Origin of the sequence: Oculatella sp. FACHB-28 (genome assembly GCF_014696015.1) — a bacterium.
Lineage (GTDB): Bacteria > Cyanobacteriota > Cyanobacteriia > Elainellales > Elainellaceae > JAAUTN01.
Genome location: NZ_JACJPJ010000106.1, coordinates 135,564 through 156,968, shown reverse-complemented (window position 1 = coordinate 156,968; position 21,405 = coordinate 135,564). Strand labels below are relative to the sequence as shown.

The window sequence follows — 21,405 nt, the reverse complement described above, 5'->3', positions numbered from 1 at the left end:
GCAGAAGACCCTGAGTTTGAGACGTTCTACACCAAGAACATTCTGCTCAACGAGGGCATCCGCGCTTGGATGGCTCCTCAAGACCAGCCTCATGAACACTTCACTTTCCCTGAAGAAGTTCTGCCTCGCGGTAACGCGCTGTAGGTTTGTTTACTTGACCAAAACTTAGACAGTCTCTTCTTTTAAGAGTTCGGTCTTTCATCAACTAAAAAGCTCCTGTCTCCGGGCAGGAGCTTTTTTTTAGGAATTTCAGTTTTCAATCACCACACATTCGGGTGGATGTGTTACATTAGCATTCAGGTGGATAACACCCAGAGCGAAATGCTCTGCCTCTTGAAAATAAACCGTTTAGGGACAAGGAGGTGATGCCCATGCAAGATAGTAGTAAAACCATGGGTCATCAGGTTGGATATAGCTGGCTGTGCGCCGGGGCTGCTCTCTAGTAGTTAATCTTAGTTTCCCTTGGAGCTAAGTCCTCTAGGAGATGCTGGGTTGGCATAGAGTTCCTCCCGGCAGTCTAGTTTCAATCTGAAGACCCGCTACACCGCTCTCACCATAATGGCTTAGTAACTTTTAGTTATTTGCCTCCCGGTGAGAGCGGATAGTTTTTTAAAGGGCAAAATTTTATTGAATCTGATTTATTCAAAAACTCAGCAGAAATTAGAAATGGAGCTAGGAACTATGGCTCAATTGCTTAACGAAACTGAAATTCAGGAGCGCTTGGCTCAATTGTCGGGCTGGACACTAGAGGGCAAAGAAATTCAGCGAGTTCGTAAATTCAATGATTTTGTAGAAGCGATTGCCTTTGTCAATCGGCTTGTTGACCCCGCCGAGACTGCAGGCCACCACCCCGATCTAGCCATTTCCTACAACAAAGTGACCGTTTCCCTAACCAACCATGATGCAGGAGGGTTAACAGAGAAGGATTTTGCAATGGCGAAGACGATTGATGGTATTGAGTAGAGCCGCTGTTGAATAGATTTAGCTCTTTGTAGAAACCCTGTTGCTGAAGCTTCAATGGGAGCGAGCATGACAACTGCTCCTGGTAAATTTGGCGAAAAGCTGCTTACACTGGGATACTTCTACTTAGAAGATTGTGGCACTCCTTGCAGCCCTCAAATTTACCAATCCGAGTGTTCTCGGTGTGAATCCAACCAGCTACTGACCAAAAGCTTATCCCTCACACCAAATCAAATTGTGCCCGCTGCATTGTCAAATCTTGCTCTAGAGCAAGAACTTCTAAAGTCTTTGCAATATGTGCTGGAAAATGTAGAATTTTGCAAAACATAATGCTATCTTTTTGAGTGGGCTGTAATAGATTACAAAGTCCCTCTTGAACATAGGTGTGAGGATCATGATTAGCAAAATTTTGTGGAAATCATTGCTGGTTACGCCAGCTCTGCTAGGTACTGCTTTAGCTGTTTCGACTCCAGCGATCTCAGCTGAGACTGCAGCTCCCGAATCTGAAGCTCTAAGCGCAGAGGTTCTTGCTGTTGAGTCAGAAGCTTCTGTTGTTGAAGTAGCTGAGCTTGAGCCAGTTGTTGAACCAATTGCTGAAGTTGAAGCTCCGATTGAGCTATCTCAAGTTCCAGTTGAGCAACCTGTGCCTGCTGCTGCGCCTGCTAACACAACGACCTCTGTTGATTCCCTTGAGCAAATCATGGAATACAGCAACGAGGGCAACGTCAACAGCATCAACCAGGTTACGTCTATTTCTCAACTTTCAGACGTTCAACCCACCGACTGGGCATTCCAAGCTCTCCAGTCTCTAGTTGAGCGCTACGGTGTAATCGCGGGTTATCCCGATGGCACCTATCGCGGTAACCGTGCCATGACTCGTTACGAGTTTGCTGCCGGTCTAAACGCTGCTCTTGACCGCGTCAACGAATTAATTGCTGCTGGTTTGGCTGAAGCCGTAACTCGGGAAGACTTGGCTACTCTGCAACGCTTGCAGGAAGAGTTTGCAGCTGAGCTAGCGACCCTGCGTGGACGAGTTGATGCACTCGAAGCCCGTACCGCTGAGTTGGAAGCAAACCAATTCTCCACAACCACTAAGCTTCGTGGTGAGACCATCTTCGCTGTTGCTGGTGTGATTGACGAAGATGAAGCGTTTGACGATCAAATTACCTTCGGCTACCGGGCTCGCCTCAACTTTGATACCAGCTTCACGGGTGAAGACCGTTTGCGAACTCGCTTCCAAGTTCGCAACATTCAGAACTTTGATTCTGATCCGGTTGGCTTCTCGTTCAGTGGTGACTCCGAAGGCGATTTCGAGCTGGATGACCTGGCTTACACCTTCCCCTTGGGTGAGCGCGTTGAGATTGCGATCGCAGCTAATGGCTACGATGTAGATGACTTCGTTGCTAGCACCATCAGCCCACTGGACAGCAGTGGTCAGGGTTCTATCTCTGACTTTGGCTTCCCTCGTCAGTATGCTTTCAACGCAGGTGGCGGTGCAGGCGCAGGTGCCATCATCCAGTTGACCGACAACTTGTCCCTGGATGGAGGCTACGTAGCTGATGATGCCGCTAACCCTGATGCTGGTGCTGGACTGTTCAACGGTCCTTACAGCGCAATCGGTCAGTTGACATGGTTATCTGATGCTTTTGATGCAGCTGTCACCTACGTTCACTCTTACAGTCCTGACTTCGGTGCTGATAACGCAGCTGCTAACACTTACGGTGGTCAGGTTAACTTCAGGCTCATCCCTGGTGTCGAAATTGGTGGTGGTATTGCTTACACCGACATTGCTGGTGTTCCCGGCGATGCTGAGTCTTGGAGCTACCAAGGAACTCTTGCTTTCCCTGACCTGGGTGGAGAAGGCAACTTGCTTGGAATTTTAGCTGGCGTACCCACTTACACTGCTGTTCCTGGCACCGATATCGAAACCAGTTTCTTGGCTGAAGCTTTCTATCGTTATCGCTTGACCGACAACATCTCTATCACTCCTGGTGTGATCTGGATTGAAGATCCCTTTGGAGATGATAGTGACAGCACTATCATCGGTGCACTTAGAACTACCTTCACCTTCTAAATTTTGGGATGATTTAGTTCTATAAAGGGGGCGAGAGGCAATGCTTCTCGCCCCCTTATTTAATTCTTAAGTCTTGTCTTCGTAGTCCCCTCAGGGAGCACGAATTGTTAAAGTCTCAACTTTGAAGAGAAACGTTATTACAGTCATAAATTGCGCGGGCAATTGTTGTAAACCTGCAAAACCCCATTGGAGAACCGGGGTATACTGGAGATAGCTCTATGAGATAACCATCATGAGCTAACCATCATGAGCTAACAGTAATGATCCCCTTCCTAAAGATTGCCTGTGGAACTTTCGTGTAAAAGTGAATACGCTATCCTTGCACTACTGGAACTCGCAGCGCACTATGATAGCGGAGAGCCGCTGCAAATTCGGCAGATCGCGGCTGAGCAAAACATTCCTGACCGTTATTTAGAACAACTCCTTGCAACAATGAGACGTTCTGGTCTAGTGCGTAGTCAGCGTGGTGCCAGAGGTGGCTATATCCTTGCTAGAGAGCCTTGGAAAATTAGCTTGCTGGACATAGTTGAGTCAATTGAAGGTTTAGATTCTCAGCCTCCTGAACCCAAAGAGGGCACAAAATCAGTAGAGGGTATGGTGATTTGGGAGGTTTGGAAAGAGGCTTGTCTGGCCGCTGAGACAGTGCTCCAAAAGCACACCCTTCAAGACTTAGCTGAAAAGCGGGATTCCAGACAACAGCTCGACTTGATGTATTACATCTAAGTCGGGGACATCCTAAAAGCCATTAAGCATTTGAAGCCAGTATTCAAAATTTATCAATATCTAAAGCCATGCGTATTGCTCACGATGTTACTCGTTTGGTTGGTCGAACGCCGCTTGTACAGCTAAATCGAATTCCGCAAGCAGAGGGCTGTAAAGCACAGATTGTTGTCAAGTTAGAGGGAATGAACCCTTCTTCCTCAGTCAAAGACCGAATTGGGGTCAACATGATTGAGGTAGCTGAGCGAGAAGGGTTGATTACCCCTGGGAAGACAGTTTTGGTAGAGCCAACTTCTGGTAATACCGGAATTGCTCTAGCAATGGCAGCAGCGGCAAAGGGTTATCGGTTAATTTTAACGATGCCTGAAACGATGAGTTCGGAGCGGCGAGCGATGCTGCGAGCTTATGGGGCAGAGCTAGAGCTAACTCCTGGTATTGAGGGAATGGGTGGGTGTATTCAGCGGGCTCAGCAAATTGTGGATAGGCTACCTGATGCCTATATGCTGCAACAGTTTCGTAATCCTGCTAATCCCCAAATTCACCGTGAAACGACTGCTATGGAGATTTGGGAAGATACAGACGGACTGGTTGATTTTTTAATTGCAGGGATTGGTACAGGCGGTACCCTCACGGGTGTGGCAGAAGCGCTGAAACCCCGCAGACCTGGTTTTAAGGCGATCGCCGTAGAGCCTGCTAGCAGCCCAGTTCTCTCGGGTGGCAAACCTGGCCCTCACAAGATCCAAGGCATTGGTGCAGGGTTTGTGCCTGAAGTTTTGAGAGTCGATTTAATCGATGAAGTAATTACGATACCGGATGAGGAGGCGATCGCCTATGGTCGTCGGCTTGCCCGTGAAGAGGGGTTACTTTCAGGAATTTCTAGCGGTGCGGCTCTGGCTGCTGCGATTCAGATAGCTCGTCGTCCTGAGAATGAGGGACGGCTGATCGTGATGGTGCAGCCCAGCTTTGGCGAACGATATCTCAGCACACCCCTCTTTCAAGACCCAGAACTTACTGCTGCTATGGTCATGAACTAACGAAGACAAGCTAAATAGAACTTGGCTATGAGGGAGTGAAAGTAAAGCAAAACTCTACTTTCACTCCCTTAAAAATTGAGCTAATGACCGTCAGTTTTGCTGACGGTCAAATGTTTACAATGGGCTTATGGCGCATTCTAATCACTACGAAATCCTGGATATTGATCCAGCGGCGAGTCAAGCAGAAATTAAGCAAGCCTATCGTCGCCTGGCTAAGCAGTTTCACCCCGACAGTAACCGTGAGATTGTAAACAATGATCGAATTACACGGATTAATGCTGCATACGAAATTTTGGGCGATCCGCAGCGGCGGCAGTCCTATGACCGAGAGCTAAGCTTTTCGAGGCAGATGAGAAGTGCTGGTGCCTATGGCGGGACAAACTCCCCATCCTGGCACAATCGTCAACAGCGCACGGCTGCCGCGCAAAATCAGTATCGACAGCGGCAAACCGGACGAGACACAGACGAACAGCTTCAGCAGTGGCTCAACCAGGTTTATCAGCCCGTTAATCGAATGATTAGTCACATTCTGAACCCCTTGAAAGAGCAGATTGATGAGCTCTCGGCTGATCCCTTTGATGATGAACTGCTTGAAAACTTTCAGACCTATCTAGATGACTGTCGAGATTATCTGCAAAAAGCTCAGCGTTCTTTTCGCTCAATGCCAAACCCGTCGAATGTAGCAGGCGTGGCAGCTCATCTTTACTATTGTCTAAATCAGGTCGGAGATGGCATTGATGAACTAGAGCGTTTTACCTCTAGCTATGACGAACATTATCTGCATACAGGGCAAGAGCTGTTTCGGATTGCTAAAGGGTTGCGACGAGAGGCGCAAGCGGCATTAGGAGATCTGATGTAAGGTTAGTAGAAACTATTTGCCGATGCAGAAGCGGCTAAAGATGCGATCGAGGACAGATTCGGTGACTTCTTCACCTGTAATTTCACCCAGGGCTTGAATTGTGCTGCGAAGATCAATCGTCCAAAAGTCTAGGGGAAGTTGTTCAGCGATCGTTGTTTGTACTTGCTGAAGTGCGGCTTTTACTCTAGTGAGGGCAGCAGTTTGACGCTGGTTGATCGCTAGATCTAAGTTGCTTGCGGTTAGGTTTTTGGTTTTTACTGTTTCTAGAATTGCCTGTTCTAAAGCGTCAATGCCCTGGCTGTGAGCCGCTGCGGTTTTGACGACGGAAGCTACCTGGGGTAGTGGCGGCAAAGATACAGACGCTGCCAAATCAATCTTGTTGACTACGAGAATTAAGGGGCGATGCTGCACTTGCTCAAAGATCTCTTGGTCGGCTGCTGTCCACCCAGTTTGAGCGTCAATGGTCAACAGTACTAAATCAGCTGCTTGAGCCGCTTGGCGCGATCGCTCCACGCCAATCTTCTCTACCTGATCAGTCGCTTCTCGAATGCCTGCGGTGTCCAGTACCTGAACTGGAATTCCGCCCACTACAAGCTGAGATTCGACTACATCGCGGGTGGTCCCAGGAAGGTCAGTGACGATAGCGCGATCGCTCCGACTCCAGGCATTTAGCAAACTGGATTTGCCAACATTGGGACGACCCACGATCGCCACCTTTAACCCTGTTCGGAGTAATTCCCCCTGATCGGACGTTGCGAGAATTTGCTCCACTTCAGCCAAAACTTGAGTCAGTTGTGCCTTCACTTGAGATTCGTCTAGAGGCGGCAAATCTTCCTCAAAGTCAATCCGCGCCTCAACCTCAGCCAGAATCTCCAGACAAGTTGCTCGAAGTTGGCGAATCGGTTGCGCCAGCTTACCCTGAAGTCCAGCAAGGGCAGTTTGGGCTGCTTGGGGCGATCGCGCTCCCACTAAATCGGCAATGCTTTCAGCTTGAGTCAGGTCGAGCCGCCCATTCAGAAATGCCCGTAGGGTAAATTCTCCCGGCTCTGCCAGTCTCGCGCCCTGTTCCAAACACAGTTGCAGCACTCGCTGCACTGCCATAATGCCGCCATGACAGTGAAACTCTGCTACGTTTTCACGAGTGTAAGAGCGAGGAGCCAGCATCAACAGTAACAGCGCCTCATCAATCAGTTCCTCGGTTTGAGGATCGCGGATATAGCCGTAAAGAATACGATGGCTTTCCCAAGGTTGACGACCAGGAGTCTGGAATAGCAAACGGGCGATCGCCACTGCCTCTGCCCCAGAGAGACGCACAATGCCGACGCTACCCTGCTGGGGCACAATTGCGGTGGCGATCGCCGCGATCGTATTGCCTGGAACCCCGGTTGCAGTCATATTCAAAGCAGTCTCTCCACTAGAAATAAAAGTGCTTCACCGACGGAAATGCTCCATCTCATATTCAGCGGCAGCATGAGCGATTGCCCTTGGATAAATTCGGTGTTCCTGCACCTGAATACGCTGATGCAGCGTTTCAACGGTGTCGTGGGGAAAGACGGGTACGGCTGCCTGCATCACGATCGGGCCACTATCAACCTCTAACCACACGTGATGAACTGTGCAGCCTGCAATTTTAACGTCAGCCGCGATCGCCTGCTCGACTGCTCGCATTCCTGGAAAGCTGGGCAAGAGGCTAGGGTGAATATTGAGAATTCGTCCGGGAAAGGCGTTGATCAGCACGTCCGTTACTCGCCGCATCCATCCGGCCATAATTACCCAATTAACTTCATATTGCTGAAGAGTCTCGACAATCTTTGCGTCTAATATTTCTCGATCTGGAAAATCGCGATGATTCAGTAAAACAGACGGAGTTTGCCAGTACTTGGCTCTTTCGGCTGCTCTAGCATCAGGATTGTTGTAGATCAAGACTTGAATTTCAGCATTGAGCTTTTGCTTAGAAATAGCCTGGGCGATCGCCTCAAAGTTGCTACCGCTGCCAGAAGCCAACACACCCAATTTCAAGGGTGCAATGTACGAACTTGGAAATTGTAAAACGTCAGGAGAAACAAGACTAACTTCGGCTTCATGCGGTGTCATAACGCAGGACTATTGATATTCAGATGATATTCAGAAGTGTTTGGAATCATTGCTGACGAATGGCGATCGTGTATGAGGGGCGCTGTTTTGCTTCGCGCTGAGATTTGACCAGACGAAAATCGGCATCTATATATAAGTGTTCAAGCTGAGGAGAAGCGGTTGAAATTCGCTCAAACTTTTTAGCTGTACTTTTGTCTACTTTGCCAAACTGAGAGTTAGATTGTGCATGAGCTGAGGAGGGCGATCGCCTCACTTCAACTTTTGACGTAAACCAACTGTCTGCTCGTTCAATATTGAGAGGAATTGCTCTGGATCGAAAAGCTTGCTCAATCCCAACGTTTTGAATGATCCACTGTCCTTCCTGCACCTCAAACTTTTGAATAATCATAAAGTCATAAGCCAGCAAAATGTTAGACAACTTGCTGAGAATGGGAAACTTGTGCCCCGGTGCATAGCGAGCAATGTTGGCGTAATAGCCATCGTCATGAAAGATCTGATAGGACTGGGCAAAAATTCGCCCTGGAAAAATGTCTTGGTAAGGAATGGTAGACCAAACCGTTAGCCAAACTCCAGGCACCAAGGGCAACTGATCTTCAGCGTTGGGAAAGGGATTGCGTTGGCTCAATTCTGCAAACAGCGGCTCTAATTCTTGCTTATAAAAAAGCACCTTTTGATTTAACGGTTCTGAATCTCGACCCTCAACCGTTTTCAATAATCGCTCTTTCAAAGCCCCTGTAGATAGCTGGCTTAAATCAACCTTTTCCGTCATTTCACGAGTCATTGCTCATCCTCTAGCCGCGCGCTCTTTAAAGGTAATTCATATCGCGATCCTAAATGATTGGGGGATACTATCCAGCTTTTCCTTAGAGAACCGCTTTAAGGAAGCCCTAGCTTTCTTCTAACTGCAGGAGGATTGGTTTTTTTTACATAGCCGTCCAAGGATTTAGCACTTGGGCAAAGTTCTGTGGAGCTGTCTTGGAATCTGCTGCCAAACGCTAAACCCCTACTTCATCCCTTATTCCTGATCTCTCATTCCTCATCCTTTCCCCTCCGTCTGTGATAACCTGAATCACGCTCGACTCATTCCACTGCCCATGTCTTCTCGTACGATTCAGAGTATTTATACAGACGGAGCCTGTTCTGGCAATCCTGGCCCTGGTGGTTGGGCAACGGTAATTTACTTTACTGATGGTTCCATTCACGAATTGGGTGGAGCAGACGCAGCCACAACGAATAATCGCATGGAGATGCAGGGGGCGCTCGCCGCTCTAGAGTTTCTGCTCACCCTCGACCAGACTGAACCGATTCACCTTTACACCGATAGCGAATATGTCAAAAACGGCATCACCAAGTGGATCCAGGGCTGGAAAAAGAAAGGCTGGAAAACCTCAACCGGCAAACCTGTTCTCAATCAAGATTTGTGGGAACTGCTCGATGAACTAAATCTGCGGGTGAAAAAGCACCTGAATGCTCCGGTGGAATGGCGATATGTGCGGGGACACACAGGCAACGAAGGAAATGAACGCTGCGATCAGATTGCTCGTGCTTTTTCTCTGGGTAAAAAACCTGTGCTACGGCAGTTATCTTTTGAGCAACCGATTAGCACAGCACGAACTCCTGGAGATATTAAGCAAATTGTGAAGGGAGAAGGGCGATCGCCCCAAACGCTAACGTTAGAGCAAGAATTCTCACAGTCTGATGCTCACTCGGTAAAAAATTCATCAACTGATGCAATATTTGATGCAACCGCCACTAATGGGAACATTTCAGAGACGATACAATCCAGTTGCATCTCTGCTGACGCTGTTCCCTTTGACCCAGCTATGGTAGATTCTATTCCTCCAGCTACGTCTGATGTTCCCGACCTTCCCCGTGAAGTCAGGGTTGCCCAACTACGAAACTTGGTAGAGACTCTGCGAATGGCGGATGAAGTTGCCAGTCAAGGCTATTTGATCACCAGTTCAGAACTGGCTGACCTGATGGACGTTAACGCCAGCGCCGTCACCAGTCGGGGAGACAATTGGGTTTGGCGAAATTGGGTCGTTTCTAGGGTGCGCCGTGAAGGAAACCAGATTCTTTGGCAGCTAGAGCGAGTGGATTGAGAAGGATGAGGGATGAAGCTAATTCATCCTGTCTTGATGGGCTGAAGATGTAAATTTCTTTAAGTAGATAGCATCTACCGTGGGATGAGCAATGCTAAAACTTGCTCAGTAACCATCGCGCTCTTCTGACTGTATGAGCATCGATCTGTATAAGCATCGATTATTCTGCTTTCCCTGCTCCCTCACTATATTTAGATCTCACTCATTTTCATCTGGCGTTCAAACAGCATATCTAGTAGGCTAGTTAATCCAGAGCCATCCCAATATTCTTCATAGTGAGCAACATCTGTAACATCTGGTAAAACAACCAGGCGCAGCAGGGCATCGTGTCGATTAAATTAGTCGTCTGGCAGTTAGCGGTAGAGGTCTGTCGTGGAAATCGTCCCGGAAAATTTTTGGAGTCAAGTGCTAGAGCGGTTAGAACTACAGCTAAGCCGCCCTACCTTTGAAACCTGGATCAAGTCTGCTACCGTTGAACAACTCGACGAAAACTGCCTGGTCATTTGCACACCTAATCCCTTTGCCCGCAACTGGATTCAGAAGTACTACATCAAGACGATGAATGACGTCGTTCACGAGGTGTTGGGACATCCGGTCGAGATCCACATCAACGTCAGACCAGGAGGCGAGATGGAGGGGATGGAGGATGTAGATATGCTGTGGCCCCTACCTGTAGAGGTGCCTCCCGTTGAACAGTCTTCTTCCCAGGGAGCCAAGCAAACCGATTTGAATGTTAAATATGTTTTTTCCCGTTTTGTGGTTGGTTCCAACAACCGCATGGCTCATGCTGCCTCTTTAGCGGTCGCTGAATCCCCTGGCCGCGAGTTTAATCCGCTGTTTCTTTGCGGTGGGGTTGGTTTGGGTAAAACTCATCTGATGCAGGCGATCGGGCACTATCGCCTGGAGATTGACGATGAATCTCGAATTTTCTACGTCTCAACGGAGCAGTTTACCAATGACCTGATTGCTGCCATCCGTAAGGACAGTATGCAGAGCTTTCGAGAACACTATCGGGCAGTGGATGTGCTGCTGGTAGACGACATCCAGTTCATTGAAGGCAAGGAATACACCCAGGAAGAGTTTTTCCATACCTTCAACACGCTGCACGAGGCGGGTAAGCAGGTTGTGTTGGCATCCGATCGCCCTCCCAGCCAGATTCCTCGGCTTCAGGAACGGCTCTGTTCTCGCTTCTCAATGGGTTTAATCGCTGACATTCAGCCGCCCGACCTGGAGACGCGAATGGCGATTCTGCAAAAGAAAGCAGAATACGAAAACATGCGCCTGCCTCGCGAGGTGATTGAATACATCGCCTCCAGCTACACCTCTAACATCCGAGAATTAGAAGGGGCGCTAATTCGGGCAGTGGCGTATATTTCCATCTCCGGTTTGCCGATGACGGTAGAAAATATCGCTCCGGTGCTAAATCCGCCTGTTGATCAAATCGAAGCTTCTCCCGAAGCAGTAATTACGGCAATCTCCGAGACCTTCAAAGTTTCCATCGAAGACCTCAAAAGCACCTCTCGCCGCCGCGAAATCAGCGTCGCTAGACAAATCGGCATGTACCTGATGCGCCAGCACACCGACTTGAGCTTGCCTAAAGTTGGAGAAGTCTTTGGCGGCAAAGACCACACAACCGTAATGTATAGCTGCGAAAAAATCGCCCAACTCAAGGACAGCGACCCCGAAATGGCAAGGACGCTGAGACAGCTAAGCGATCGCATCAATTTATCTAGCCAAACTCCAAATTTGCCTCGGAAGAAGGGGAAGTAGAGGATAGGCTTTGATTAAAGGTTGGTTTCTTTAAAGCAAGAATCAACCTTTAATCCCCTACCTAACGTGAGTTCGGGTTAAGCTAAACGCTGCAAGGTTTGGTATAAAAGGCTTTAGGCAAAGGGTATTGCTGTAGGCTCTTCTCAATAAGGTTGTTTATTGAGAAAAATTGCATCTGTGGACCTTGCTGACAATAGCTTGATTCACTGCAACGAAATGAGGTACGAAAAATCAGGGGTTCTGACGATTTCTTATCCCGAACTCACGTTACCTACTGTGCCAACAACTGAAAAGACTCCAAAAAAGCCTCGGCTTCCTCGGAGTCTTCGATGTCGCTGCCGTCTGCTGCCTCAACCGCCATCACTTGATAGAGGCGCTGGTTCACGACAAAAACTCTGACTTTGCCAGTCAACCCGTCCGCATCCTCATATTCAATTTCTCTGCCGGTGTAACCGTTTAAAGAGATAGGGCGATCGCCCGTCAAATCAGCTTCCCCATCTTGCAGCAGTCCGCGCCTGATTCCATTCCAAAATCCGTCTGGATTTTCTTGCAATGCTGCATTTAACCTTTCCTGGTCTAGCTCTGCGTAACCTACGGCGTAAATTCTGCCGTCGTGCTCAACTGAGAACATATGCAGAAACTCTTGAACCAAGCGCTCTGTTGGTTGACCGGGCATCGAAACACTGAAACCTCCCGCAGAGGGCGAGAATACCTGCCAACTTGCTCGAGCAATATGAGCAGTTGGCTCAGCATGGACAGGCTGCACTGTGGCATGACCCAACAAAAGCACCATCACGGTAAACGAAGGCACCCAAAGTTTTAAGTTCATCAACGTTTGCTTGAGGGAACTCGAAGATTTTATCCCAAACGTTTACAAAAATTTGGTATTTCTCGTATCGCTCCTGCTAAAAGGTTGAACTATGATCCCCGGTTTTCTGTAACAGGGCAAAGCCCTCGTCCTTCAATCTGCTGCAATTCGATACAGTCGCTATACTCTCCAGTCGGTGTGCTGGCAGGCTCAAATACTAGTAGAGCTTCACTGCCCGATGCATCTCCATGCCGTACTAGCAGATAGCGATCCCAATACTGCAACCCTACTAAGCTGTTGAGGGGATAGGTTGAAAACTCGTTGGGCAAAGAGCGATCGCCAGGCACCTGGACTCGATAAAGCGCATACCCACCCGGCTGTGGATCGATGACAAAAATTGCAGTTTGCTGGGTTTCGGCGCATTCTGTCAGCAGCACACCGACGGCAATATTGCCTGTTTCAGGGTCGATGGCTGGCTCTCCCACTACACGCTGACCGTTAAACTCTCGCTGGTCTACAATTTCTGGTCCAGAACAATCTAATGCCTCTAAAACGTTGACATTCCAGCTAGTAATGTCAATCTCTTGCGTACTTCCCAACCACCGACCACGCAATTGCCTGCCTTCATCTAAAACTTCGATTTGTGATGAAGGGTTGGGCTCTCCCGGATCTGGAGCATTGGGAGCCAGTCCTGTTTGAATGTCAAAACAGTTAAATCCCAGACTTTGGCTATAGTCGGCATTAAATGACCCCAGGGCAACTGTAAACTGATACTGGCTAAAGTTGCGAAACGGCCAGCGTGAAGTAGCATCGCAAGTTGCTTGATTACAAACACAAGCAAATACCGGCACGTCGGGATGCTTCTGTTTCCATTCTTGAATAATTAGCGCTAAATCAACGTTTTCACCCCTAGCGTAGCGGGCTGTTGGTGCAAGTTGTGCCTGAGCAGTAGCCCCAACGAATCCACACAATCCGACACCTAAACATAAAGATAGCCACTGAGCAGAAATATGAGTTCGTCGCAGGTTCATAATCATGACCTCGCTAAACTTTTTCCTGATTCTCGCAGCGTACTGCTCTGAGTCCTTTGGCTGAACTGGAGGTATCAATTTTTAACTTTGGCGGAGCGTGAAGTGGGGGCGATCGCTGCTTAACTGTATTCTCTCAAGGCGATCGCGTCAATTGACCTAGCGCAATTTTACGGCTTTCAAATAGTTCTAAAACGCCGTTTGTTACTGTTCTAACCACATCCGGATCGCAGCTTGAGAGGAATTCTTCAGATGAAATATCGTCCCTAAAGAAAGCTTTAGCTTGCTCTACCATCTTTCGCAGTTCTGCAAAGCCAACAGACTTTACTACAAAAGTGGCGATCGGTGAATTTTTTACATCATAGGAAGAGTTGAGGCTGCGCCCAACTTCTAATAGCTCCAATACTTCATTTTCCAAAACCGTTGCAGGTGGTACATGAGCTGAAATGGTGGGAATAAAGTGTTCTAGCTGGGCAGCGGAGTGAGCGGTAGAGGGCAATTCTCCCATCATTGTAGAGATTGGAATATCTCGCCCAATTCTGAAAGAAAGCGCTTCAATAATGCCAATTGAAACGAGCTTAGCTCCTAAATAAAGGCGAGCAACTTCAAGATTTTTGCGAGTGCGATCGACCAATGCTTGATAGGTCTGATCGTCTGGTTCTCCCTTAAATTGTTGAAATACCAGTTCAGGCTTGAGGAAGCTCATAAAGCCTTCCATCTTCTGGATGGAGGTGCGATAGCCCTGCACTGTGTAGGAACTGGCACTTTTGAGGTGATGATTGGTTTCGGGCAGCAGGTTCCAGGTATTGTCTAAAAAATGAGCTGAACTGGTAAAAGCAAAGTTTTCAACATCTCGATTGGAAACGCGGACAGCTTGCTTAACAATGGACTGTGTTTTTTCATCCGTCCAACCAAACCCAAAATCTTGGCTAATGTCCATCAAGCGCTGATATAGAACATCACTAGCGCTCAAGCCTGAAGCAGACCTGGGACGAAAAGGAATGGTTGCTTCGATGCAGGTCAAGATTTGAGCAATGATGTCAAGCGGCAACAGGTTTTCTAAAGACTTAGCAGCGATAACAGCGCTCAAAAATTCATTTTGTCCGCCCATTGGCAAAATCTGACCAGGCACAAAGCCGAAGACAGCGGCAACCAGGTCAAAAAGGCGATCGCTCACCAACTCATCTTGATCGCAGATGATCAGCTTACCCCAATCCTCTTTAACAAAAGGGGAGATGTAGCTGCTGATGTTGACACTGACCCCCTGATCAACTTGGACATAAACCAGGTCGTGAAATAAAGCTGCCAAAACTTCGATTGCTTCCCCAGTTGCGCCAACCGTTCCACCCACTTCAAAGATGTGTTCGGGAGTGTGAAAAAAGCGCCAGGGACCCGTCATTGTTTGAATGATCAAATCGGCTGTTCGATGCAGACGATGCATCTGCAAATCGCCATGCAACTGCTCAATTGCCCAGACCAAACTATCCAAGCATCGTTTCTTATCTTGATCGAGCTGCATACAGTTGCTCCGATTTCCCTGAGTGCCCTGTAATGAAAATACTAATTCTTTGCTGCAATCTCTGCACGACATCTGTAACGTAACGTTGTTTGTGTGATTTAAATCATCCCTAGAGCCGTTCTCAATCACCCGTTTTTGAGTTCAAGATCACGATTCAAGCTTGGTTTCAATCACCAGGTAGACCCTTGAAAAGCGAGATAGTCTTGACATTCAGATGCTTCCCCTACCACCATGTCAGACCTATCTCTCTCGAATGCTGCTTCCACAAAGTTTTGCCGCTCCTTTTGGCGCTATTTAGAGAAGCCACTGACTGGCTTATTGTTAACACTTGCCTTGAGCCCGATGGCAAAGGGATTCCCCATTGTAAAGGCGCATGGGGCTGAAGTGCCAGAAGTAGCCGATCGGTCTACATTAGATGTGACAAATATACTCAGTCGGTCTACTGATTTAGCCCAATTTGAGGCTACAAATCAGCAAACTTTGCCAGATGGAACTTATGTATTTGGGCAATCTCCAGAAGCTGATCAGGTTGGTTCAACTTACTTAGTGTTTGAAGCAAACGACGAGCAAATTGTTGGAGCGTTTTATATGCCAACTTCTTCGTTTGACTGTTTTTATGGTGAGCCAGAGGTTGAGCATTTAGAACTGACGGTGGTGAATAGTGAAGATCAGTCTGAATATGCCCATACGGTAGAGTTGCAGCGAGACACCAGTGTTGCAACGGTTGGCAACTCGGCGATCGCCTCTCTCCACTTGACGGGCTACCACCAAATCGACACGGTCAGCCCCAACGATCATAGAATCTTGGCAGCTTGCAAGGTTGCCCAACAGCAATTAGGACGAAACTAGAGTGTGGAGGGGATGCCTGTGAAGGAACACTTTCCCGTTTAGTGAAAGCAGCCATCTACTTGAAATATTTAATTCTTGTTCTGTAAGATCCCTGGGCAGAAGAAAATGGGCAATATACAAGGTGGTGGGTGACACCCCTTAGCCGTTTCACATCTACCCTGGTGGAGCAACATGGAAGATTTTTCTGACTCCGCTCAGTTGGGCGCGACTCCTTCTAATTTTGATGACCCTGATCAGCCCTTGAATTCATCTTTGGATGAGGGGCTGAGGGCTTTGAAGCAAAAGAATTATGCAGCAGCGATCGCTTCCTTGAAGCCAGCGCTGCAAGCCACTCGCCCATTAACGGTGCTAAAGGCGCAAATGGCACTCGTGAAGGCTTATCAGGAAATTGGGCAAATCGAACAGGCGATCGCGCTTTGCCAAACCCTTTCAACCAGCGCCAATCAGCGCACCCGTTCGTGGGCAGCCCAAACCCTGTCAGATCTCGCCCAACGTTATCCCCAGGCAGGCTCAGCCCTACGTGAAGCCGCTCACTCGCGCCGCGCATCCGTCACCCCACAAGAGCCAGCTTCACGCTCGGTAAACTCTAAACTAGACCAGACGGGGTTCGTTCCGCTGGAAAATTCGTCTGAAAGTTCTGATGCAAGTTTGGCAGAAGCGGATGCGACAGGTTTCGTTCCGCTTAATTCGTCTTCAGCAAATGTTTCGCGCCCATCAATTCCTCGAGCTGAAAATCGTACAGTGATCCAGCCTGTCGATGAGGAGGAGATGGATGAAACTGGGACTGGCGAAACTAGTTTAGCGAATCCATTTGTTTTTCCTGCGGATGTAGAAGACTCAGGTGTAACTTCTAGACCTGAATTACCAACCCAAATTCAGTCGCATACTCAAATTCAGTTGGGCGATCGCCCGCTTCAACCTACTGATCCCCAAAGCGATTCAACTCCTGCTTACTTTCCAAGGTGGCGACAGGCAGGCAGAGCACAACGGTGGACACCACTGGGCACAGTTAAGCAATGGCAACTGTGGTTAGCCCAAATTGGTACGACGATCGCCCTATTTTGGATCATTCGAGCCGTTCTAGAAGTGGCGCATCTAGCGTCCAATGCCGTTTTTTCTACGCTGCGTCTATATCAATTCGTTGTCTATGGCTTTGACCCCACCTGGTGGATTATTTACCCACTCATCGCTTTATTTTGTGGCTCTCCCTGGATACTAGACTTTTTGCTGCGGCGATTTTATGGGCTAAAGTCGCTGAATCTTTCTCGGTTAGAGAACTACAGCCCGGAATCAGCCAGAGTGTTAAAGCGAATTTGTGGACAGCGACGCTGGACAGTGCCAGCGCTGGGCATCTTGCCAACCACCGCACCTCTGGCTCTAACCTATGGCTGTCTGCCGCGCAAAGCCCGCATTGTGGTCAGTCAAGGGTTATTAGAACAGCTTGCCGATGACGAAATTGCAGCAATTTGTGCGGGTGAACTGGCGCACATAGCGCACTGGGACTTCGCCATTTTGTCACTAGTGGCGCTGGTGACTCAGCTTCCTTATCTGCTCTATCGGCAGGCGGCTCAGTGGGGCGATCGCCAGCAGAACCCTTTCCTGCGCGGTAGTCTGGCGGTCGTTGCGGCTGTTGGCTACTGGCTGTATCGAGCTTTTCGCTGGGCAGGGCTGTGGCTATCGCGATTGCGGGTTTACTACAGCGATCGCACTGCGGTCGAGATCACCGGAAATCCCAATGGTTTAACCAGAGCGCTGCTCAAAATTGCCATTAGCACAACCGACGAAATCCGTCGCCAGAGGCAAACTAGCAACCTGATAGAAAGTTTTGAATTGCTCGCGCCTGTAGGCTATCAAACTGCTTTAAGTCTGGGCAGCATCTATGCTCACGTACCGCTAGAGCCGGTATTGGAATGGGATCGCAGCAATCCCTACCGTAATTGGTTAGCAATTAGTAATGTTCATCCGCCACTGGGCGATCGCCTTCAGCTTCTAACTTTTTATGCTCGTCATTGGCGACTGGAGACAGAGCTTGACCTGAATAGCAAGCCCACCTACGTCTCGTCTCGCTGGTCGCAACGATTTGGGCTTCAGGTGGCTCCTTTTTTGGGTGTACCCTTAGGAATCCTGGTTGCGCTGGCGCTGTGGCTGATCGGTGGTATCGCAGATACGATGCAGATTGTCAGTTTGGATTGGCTTTGGGGCGATCGCAGTATCCTTCTAGCGCTAATCCCGATTGGCTTTAGCGTCGGTACCTTCCTGCGAATCAACTCCTTCTTTCCCGATATCAAGCCCTCCAACCTGAAGGTTGAACCATCACTGCCAGATTTGCTTAAAAATCCTGCGTCTTTGCCCATTGACAGTCTACCTGTGCAGCTTCACGGCAAGTTGTTAGGTCGTCAGGGAATTGGCAATTGGTTGGGGCAAGACCTGATCTTGGACACCCAGACAGGGCTGATCAAAATTCATCACTGCTCTCAGTTGGGGCAACTGGGTAACCTGCTGCCGCAGTCTCCTCGACCCAACGAGCTAGTCAATCGCTCTGTCACAATTACAGGTTGGTTTCGTCGAGGTGCAACTCCCTGGATTGATTTAGAACTGCTCCAGTCCCAACGAGATCTTGCTGCTGGCAGTATTCGTAAAGTTCAAAGTGCCCATCCAATCTGGTCCACCCTTCTAGGCTTTTTGGCTGCAGTGTGCGGAGCCTACCTCATTATTCGAGGTGGCTTCTAATTATTTGGTGTTTTTTGCAGTTGGGGTGGTTCCTAGCGCTGCGATCGCCACTCCAACTAAAATCACGACTGCCCCAAAAACCACCTGCATTCCTGGATTTTCCTGAAAGAACAGGAGTGCCAAAACCCCAGAACCGACGGGTTCTGCCAAAATTGTCAGCGTCACTAAAGTTGGGGAAATCCAGCGCACCGCCCAGTTAAAGCTGGTATGACCAATCAGCTGAGGAAACACCGCCATCAGCACAATCCAGAGGTAGACCTGACTGGGATATCCCACATAGCCAACCCCAAAGAACAATGGCAGAGGCAACAAGACCAGCGCAGCCGTTGTGTAAGTCAAGACGATATGGCTGCTAATTCCCAAGCCTCGCCGCTGAGCTTCTCGACCCAACAAGAAATACAGGCTGACTGCCACAGATCCTGCTACTGCCAGCAAATTGCCCAACAGCGGATTGCTGATGGGGCTACCGCCAGAACTGCCCAGTCCGATTAATAGACTGCCGATTAGGGCGATCGCAATTCCCAGTCCAGTTTTTAACGATGGCTTCTCACCAAACCATAACCAAGATAGAATCGCGACCCAGACGGGATTGGTCGTCACCAGTGCCGTAGAAGCCGCAACAGAGGTGTAAGACAAAGAAGTAACCCAGCTGGCAAAATGCACTGCCAAGCAACAACCTGCTGCCACCGAATAACTCAGCGCACTGCGTTGAAACTGGGTAGTCCAAAAACTTCTCCAGGCTGGAATCAAAAACAGCGCCGCCAGGGTTAAGCGCGAAGCCGCTAGCACCAAGCTAAAGCCGACACTGTTAACCTCAACCACCTCTAGTGCAAACCGAATAAATATTGCAGCGGTTGAGGCGGAAAGCACACCCGCCATAAGGATCAGACCAACTTTCCATTGAGAAGGCTGGTCTGACATAGGGTTCTTCATAAAACTGGGGCGCTAGGATTCGAACCTAGGGAATGGCGGGACCAAAACCCGCTGCCTTACCACTTGGCTACGCCCCAACAGCGAAACCTTGTTAATCTTATCAGTTTACTCCCTGAATGTGTCAAGCAAATCCAAAAAGATTGTTTCCATAAAATTCTGACTAAGTTTCAGTAATGCTTCGGTACTCATTTAACCTGTCAATGTAGATATATAGAGGTGTTTCAGTAAATACAGACTCAGATGAAATATTCCCCCTTGTTTTCCGCTTTGTTGATTGTCTCGGCAGTAGTTGTTTCTGCTTGTGGTTCCTTATCCACCAATTCATCAAATGAGGCTCAATCGCCTGCGTCTCCACCGGCTGATTCTCCTGAGGTTGTCGTCGTTTCTCCAGGTGGTAGCTCCTCGTCTGAAACCTCAGAAGAGTCCTCTCCCTCTGCTGAGGTTCCTGCCGCATCGGGTGCAACGAGTTACCAGGAGCCAAACGACCTTTTCCAAATTTCTTTTCCAGAAGGCTACACCCACCAGGAAACTGGTAGTGGCATTGCCTTTGTCTCTGCTGACAAGGGCTTTGGTGGTTCAGTCGACTTTGGGGCTGCTCAAGGCGGGGAATTGAGTACAGAGGACCTGGAGAAAGCTCTTAAAGAAGAATACGAAAATCGACTTGAGGATGTGGCGTGGCAGGGTTCTCAAATTCAGCCCGACGGCAGTATTCGAGTCGATTGGGTGGGTCGCGATACCGATGGGAATGATCTGGACGCAATTAGCTTTGTTGAACAGCGTGGCGACACGATCTTCATTCTCAACTTGTACGGCATTAACAAGGCTTATGCCGACTACAATGCTGATGCTGAAACGATTGTTGGCAGCTATCGAGTCCGCCAGCAGTAATGCAACGCGTGATCGAAATCCTAAAAACTTTGATTTTTGGGAGATGGGCATTGTGTCTACAAAATAGATACAATGCCCGTTTGATAGACAGGTTTAGAGGTCAACGTTTAGAAGTCAGCGGTCAATTGCACAACGGTTTCTAAAGTTTCACCTGATGCTAGATGAGTCAGGCGATCGCCCGTATTTAAAGCGTTGCGAGGAGCACTCCAAGGCTCCAGACAGTAAAAATCTTTGCCTTTGACCGTCCAGAACACGAGCGTCGAGTAAATGGGAGCATAATCTAGCTTCAGTCGGGTTCGTTGACCCAGATCAGCAACTGCCGCAGATTGACCAGAAAGCTGCCAAAACGATGCATCAATTTCATCCAGGTCAAAATCAAATTGCCCAGAGAAAGATTGGACAGATTTGTCTCGCTGGTTTTGAAATTGGTTGGAAGGAATCTCAAACTGAAGCTGAGTTTTATCAAAAACTTGAAAGTAGGGATGTAGCCCAGTTGAGAAAGGCATTGCTTCAGCGGAATGGTTGGCGTAGCGTTGGCGAATTTCCAGGCTATTGCCCTGTAATCGATAGGTAAAAATGAGCTGGAAGTCAAATGGGTAAACGGCGCGAGTCTGGTCATTGCTGTTTAGCACCAGCGTTAGACTAGCCCCATCTTGGGTGACTCGGTCCGTTACTTCCCAGGGTAGATCGCGAGCAAAACCATGCTGCTTCAATGTGTAGGACTGCCCCTGGTAGGTATAGGTATTGTCCGGCAGGTTCCCGCAAATGGGGAAGAGGATAGGAATGCCGCCTCGCACGGTTAATTCGGGGTTGGCAAACCGCTCTGCATCAAGGTAAAGCATCTCCTTACCGCGAATTTGCCAACTGGTGATGATGCCGCCTCGCTCTGGGACAACCTCAAGACGAGATTGTCCAATCTGGTCGGAGAGGATGTAAGTCTTATATTGCTTTTGCTCAAGGTCGATCGCAAACACAGGCTTCTCCCAATTCCACATGGTGGACTATAGCAATCAAGGTGACTATAGCAATCAAGTGTT

General features: G+C 48.7%; 19 protein-coding genes, 1 tRNA gene and 1 pseudogene. 12 read left to right on the top strand and 9 right to left on the bottom strand.

The annotated features are described in order from the left end of the window. From H6F88_RS31435 to H6F88_RS31405, 7 genes and pseudogenes are all read left to right on the top strand, one after another. Nucleotides 1-144 (top strand): annotated as a pseudogene (locus tag H6F88_RS31435) (photosystem II protein D2); the annotation flags it as partial. A 537-nt stretch (nt 145-681) separates the two neighbouring features. Further along, nucleotides 682-963, top strand: a complete 282-nt coding sequence (locus tag H6F88_RS31430; protein WP_190646751.1) for a 4a-hydroxytetrahydrobiopterin dehydratase — start codon at nt 682-684, stop codon at nt 961-963. Between the two features lie 66 nt (nt 964-1,029). Next, entirely contained in the window at nt 1,030-1,290 is a 261-nt protein-coding gene (locus tag H6F88_RS31425) for a hypothetical protein (protein ID WP_190646750.1), read from the top strand. Between the two features lie 64 nt (nt 1,291-1,354). Next, on the top strand, nt 1,355-3,034 hold the full coding sequence (locus H6F88_RS31420; protein ID WP_199333878.1) for an iron uptake porin: 1,680 nt from the start codon (nt 1,355-1,357) through the stop codon (nt 3,032-3,034). Nucleotides 3,035-3,319: 285 nt separating this feature from the next. Further along, entirely contained in the window at nt 3,320-3,757 is a 438-nt protein-coding gene (locus tag H6F88_RS31415; protein ID WP_190646749.1) for an Rrf2 family transcriptional regulator, read from the top strand. Nucleotides 3,758-3,825: 68 nt separating this feature from the next. After that, nucleotides 3,826-4,788, top strand: coding sequence for a cysteine synthase A (gene cysK / locus H6F88_RS31410; protein WP_190646748.1), 963 nt, complete (start codon nt 3,826-3,828; stop codon nt 4,786-4,788). 127 nt (nt 4,789-4,915) lie between these two features. Then, nucleotides 4,916-5,647, top strand: a complete 732-nt coding sequence (locus H6F88_RS31405) for a J domain-containing protein (protein ID WP_190646747.1) — start codon at nt 4,916-4,918, stop codon at nt 5,645-5,647. A gap of 12 nt (nt 5,648-5,659) precedes the next feature. Here H6F88_RS31405 and mnmE read toward each other — a convergent pair whose 3' ends face one another. Genes mnmE through H6F88_RS31390 form a run of 3 tightly spaced genes read right to left on the bottom strand, consistent with a single transcriptional unit; the run spans nt 5,660 to nt 8,522 of the window. Next, the gene (mnmE, locus tag H6F88_RS31400) at nt 5,660-7,042 is read right to left on the bottom strand and encodes a tRNA uridine-5-carboxymethylaminomethyl(34) synthesis GTPase MnmE (protein ID WP_190646764.1); all 1,383 of its coding nucleotides are present in this window, start codon (nt 7,040-7,042) and stop codon (nt 5,660-5,662) included. A gap of 36 nt (nt 7,043-7,078) precedes the next feature. Next, the gene (gene purN, locus H6F88_RS31395; RefSeq protein ID WP_190646746.1) at nt 7,079-7,741 is read right to left on the bottom strand and encodes a phosphoribosylglycinamide formyltransferase; all 663 of its coding nucleotides are present in this window, start codon (nt 7,739-7,741) and stop codon (nt 7,079-7,081) included. A 46-nt stretch (nt 7,742-7,787) separates the two neighbouring features. Further along, nucleotides 7,788-8,522 carry a hypothetical protein gene (locus H6F88_RS31390; RefSeq protein ID WP_242042526.1) on the bottom strand — a complete coding sequence of 245 codons (735 nt, stop codon included), beginning with the start codon at nt 8,520-8,522 and terminating at the stop codon, nt 7,788-7,790. Nucleotides 8,523-8,835: 313 nt separating this feature from the next. Here H6F88_RS31390 and rnhA point away from each other — a divergent pair, with 313 nt between their 5' ends. Together rnhA and dnaA are read left to right on the top strand one after the other, a co-directional pair. After that, the gene (gene rnhA / locus H6F88_RS31385; RefSeq protein WP_190646745.1) at nt 8,836-9,843 is read left to right on the top strand and encodes a ribonuclease HI; all 1,008 of its coding nucleotides are present in this window, start codon (nt 8,836-8,838) and stop codon (nt 9,841-9,843) included. A gap of 372 nt (nt 9,844-10,215) precedes the next feature. After that, nucleotides 10,216-11,613 (top strand): chromosomal replication initiator protein DnaA, encoded by a 1,398-nt coding sequence (dnaA, locus tag H6F88_RS31380; protein ID WP_190646744.1) that lies wholly within the window; start codon nt 10,216-10,218, stop codon nt 11,611-11,613. Nucleotides 11,614-11,884: 271 nt separating this feature from the next. Here the strand turns inward: dnaA and H6F88_RS31375 are convergent, their stop codons facing one another. The 3 genes from H6F88_RS31375 to H6F88_RS31365 all read right to left on the bottom strand — a co-directional run bounded on the left by H6F88_RS31375 (nt 11,885) and on the right by H6F88_RS31365 (nt 14,968). Next, entirely contained in the window at nt 11,885-12,442 is a 558-nt protein-coding gene (locus H6F88_RS31375; RefSeq protein ID WP_190646743.1) for a hypothetical protein, read from the bottom strand. Nucleotides 12,443-12,531: 89 nt separating this feature from the next. Next, a complete protein-coding gene (locus H6F88_RS31370; protein WP_190646742.1) occupies nt 12,532-13,452 on the bottom strand; it encodes a hypothetical protein in 921 nt (306 codons plus the stop codon). A gap of 133 nt (nt 13,453-13,585) precedes the next feature. Further along, entirely contained in the window at nt 13,586-14,968 is a 1,383-nt protein-coding gene (locus tag H6F88_RS31365) for a hypothetical protein (RefSeq protein ID WP_190646741.1), read from the bottom strand. Between the two features lie 231 nt (nt 14,969-15,199). On the opposite strand from H6F88_RS31365, the gene H6F88_RS31360 reads away from it, so the two are divergent. Together H6F88_RS31360 and H6F88_RS31355 are read left to right on the top strand one after the other, a co-directional pair. Further along, entirely contained in the window at nt 15,200-15,817 is a 618-nt protein-coding gene (locus tag H6F88_RS31360) for a hypothetical protein (protein WP_190646740.1), read from the top strand. 171 nt (nt 15,818-15,988) lie between these two features. Further along, nucleotides 15,989-18,547 carry a zinc metalloprotease HtpX gene (locus H6F88_RS31355; protein ID WP_190646739.1) on the top strand — a complete coding sequence of 853 codons (2,559 nt, stop codon included), beginning with the start codon at nt 15,989-15,991 and terminating at the stop codon, nt 18,545-18,547. Here the strand turns inward: H6F88_RS31355 and H6F88_RS31350 are convergent, their stop codons facing one another. Continuing rightward, nucleotides 18,548-19,468, bottom strand: coding sequence for a DMT family transporter (locus H6F88_RS31350; RefSeq protein ID WP_199333877.1), 921 nt, complete (start codon nt 19,466-19,468; stop codon nt 18,548-18,550). It lies immediately after the preceding gene. 16 nt (nt 19,469-19,484) lie between these two features. Beyond that, nucleotides 19,485-19,557, bottom strand: a tRNA-Gln gene (locus H6F88_RS31345). A gap of 163 nt (nt 19,558-19,720) precedes the next feature. Between H6F88_RS31345 and H6F88_RS31340 the strand changes: the two genes are divergently transcribed. Continuing rightward, complete coding sequence (locus H6F88_RS31340) at nt 19,721-20,368, top strand: hypothetical protein (RefSeq protein WP_190646737.1); 648 nt, start codon at nt 19,721-19,723, stop codon at nt 20,366-20,368. A 107-nt stretch (nt 20,369-20,475) separates the two neighbouring features. Here the strand turns inward: H6F88_RS31340 and H6F88_RS31335 are convergent, their stop codons facing one another. Beyond that, the gene (locus tag H6F88_RS31335; protein WP_190646736.1) at nt 20,476-21,342 is read right to left on the bottom strand and encodes an aldose epimerase; all 867 of its coding nucleotides are present in this window, start codon (nt 21,340-21,342) and stop codon (nt 20,476-20,478) included. Nucleotides 21,343-21,405 lie beyond the last annotated feature (63 nt).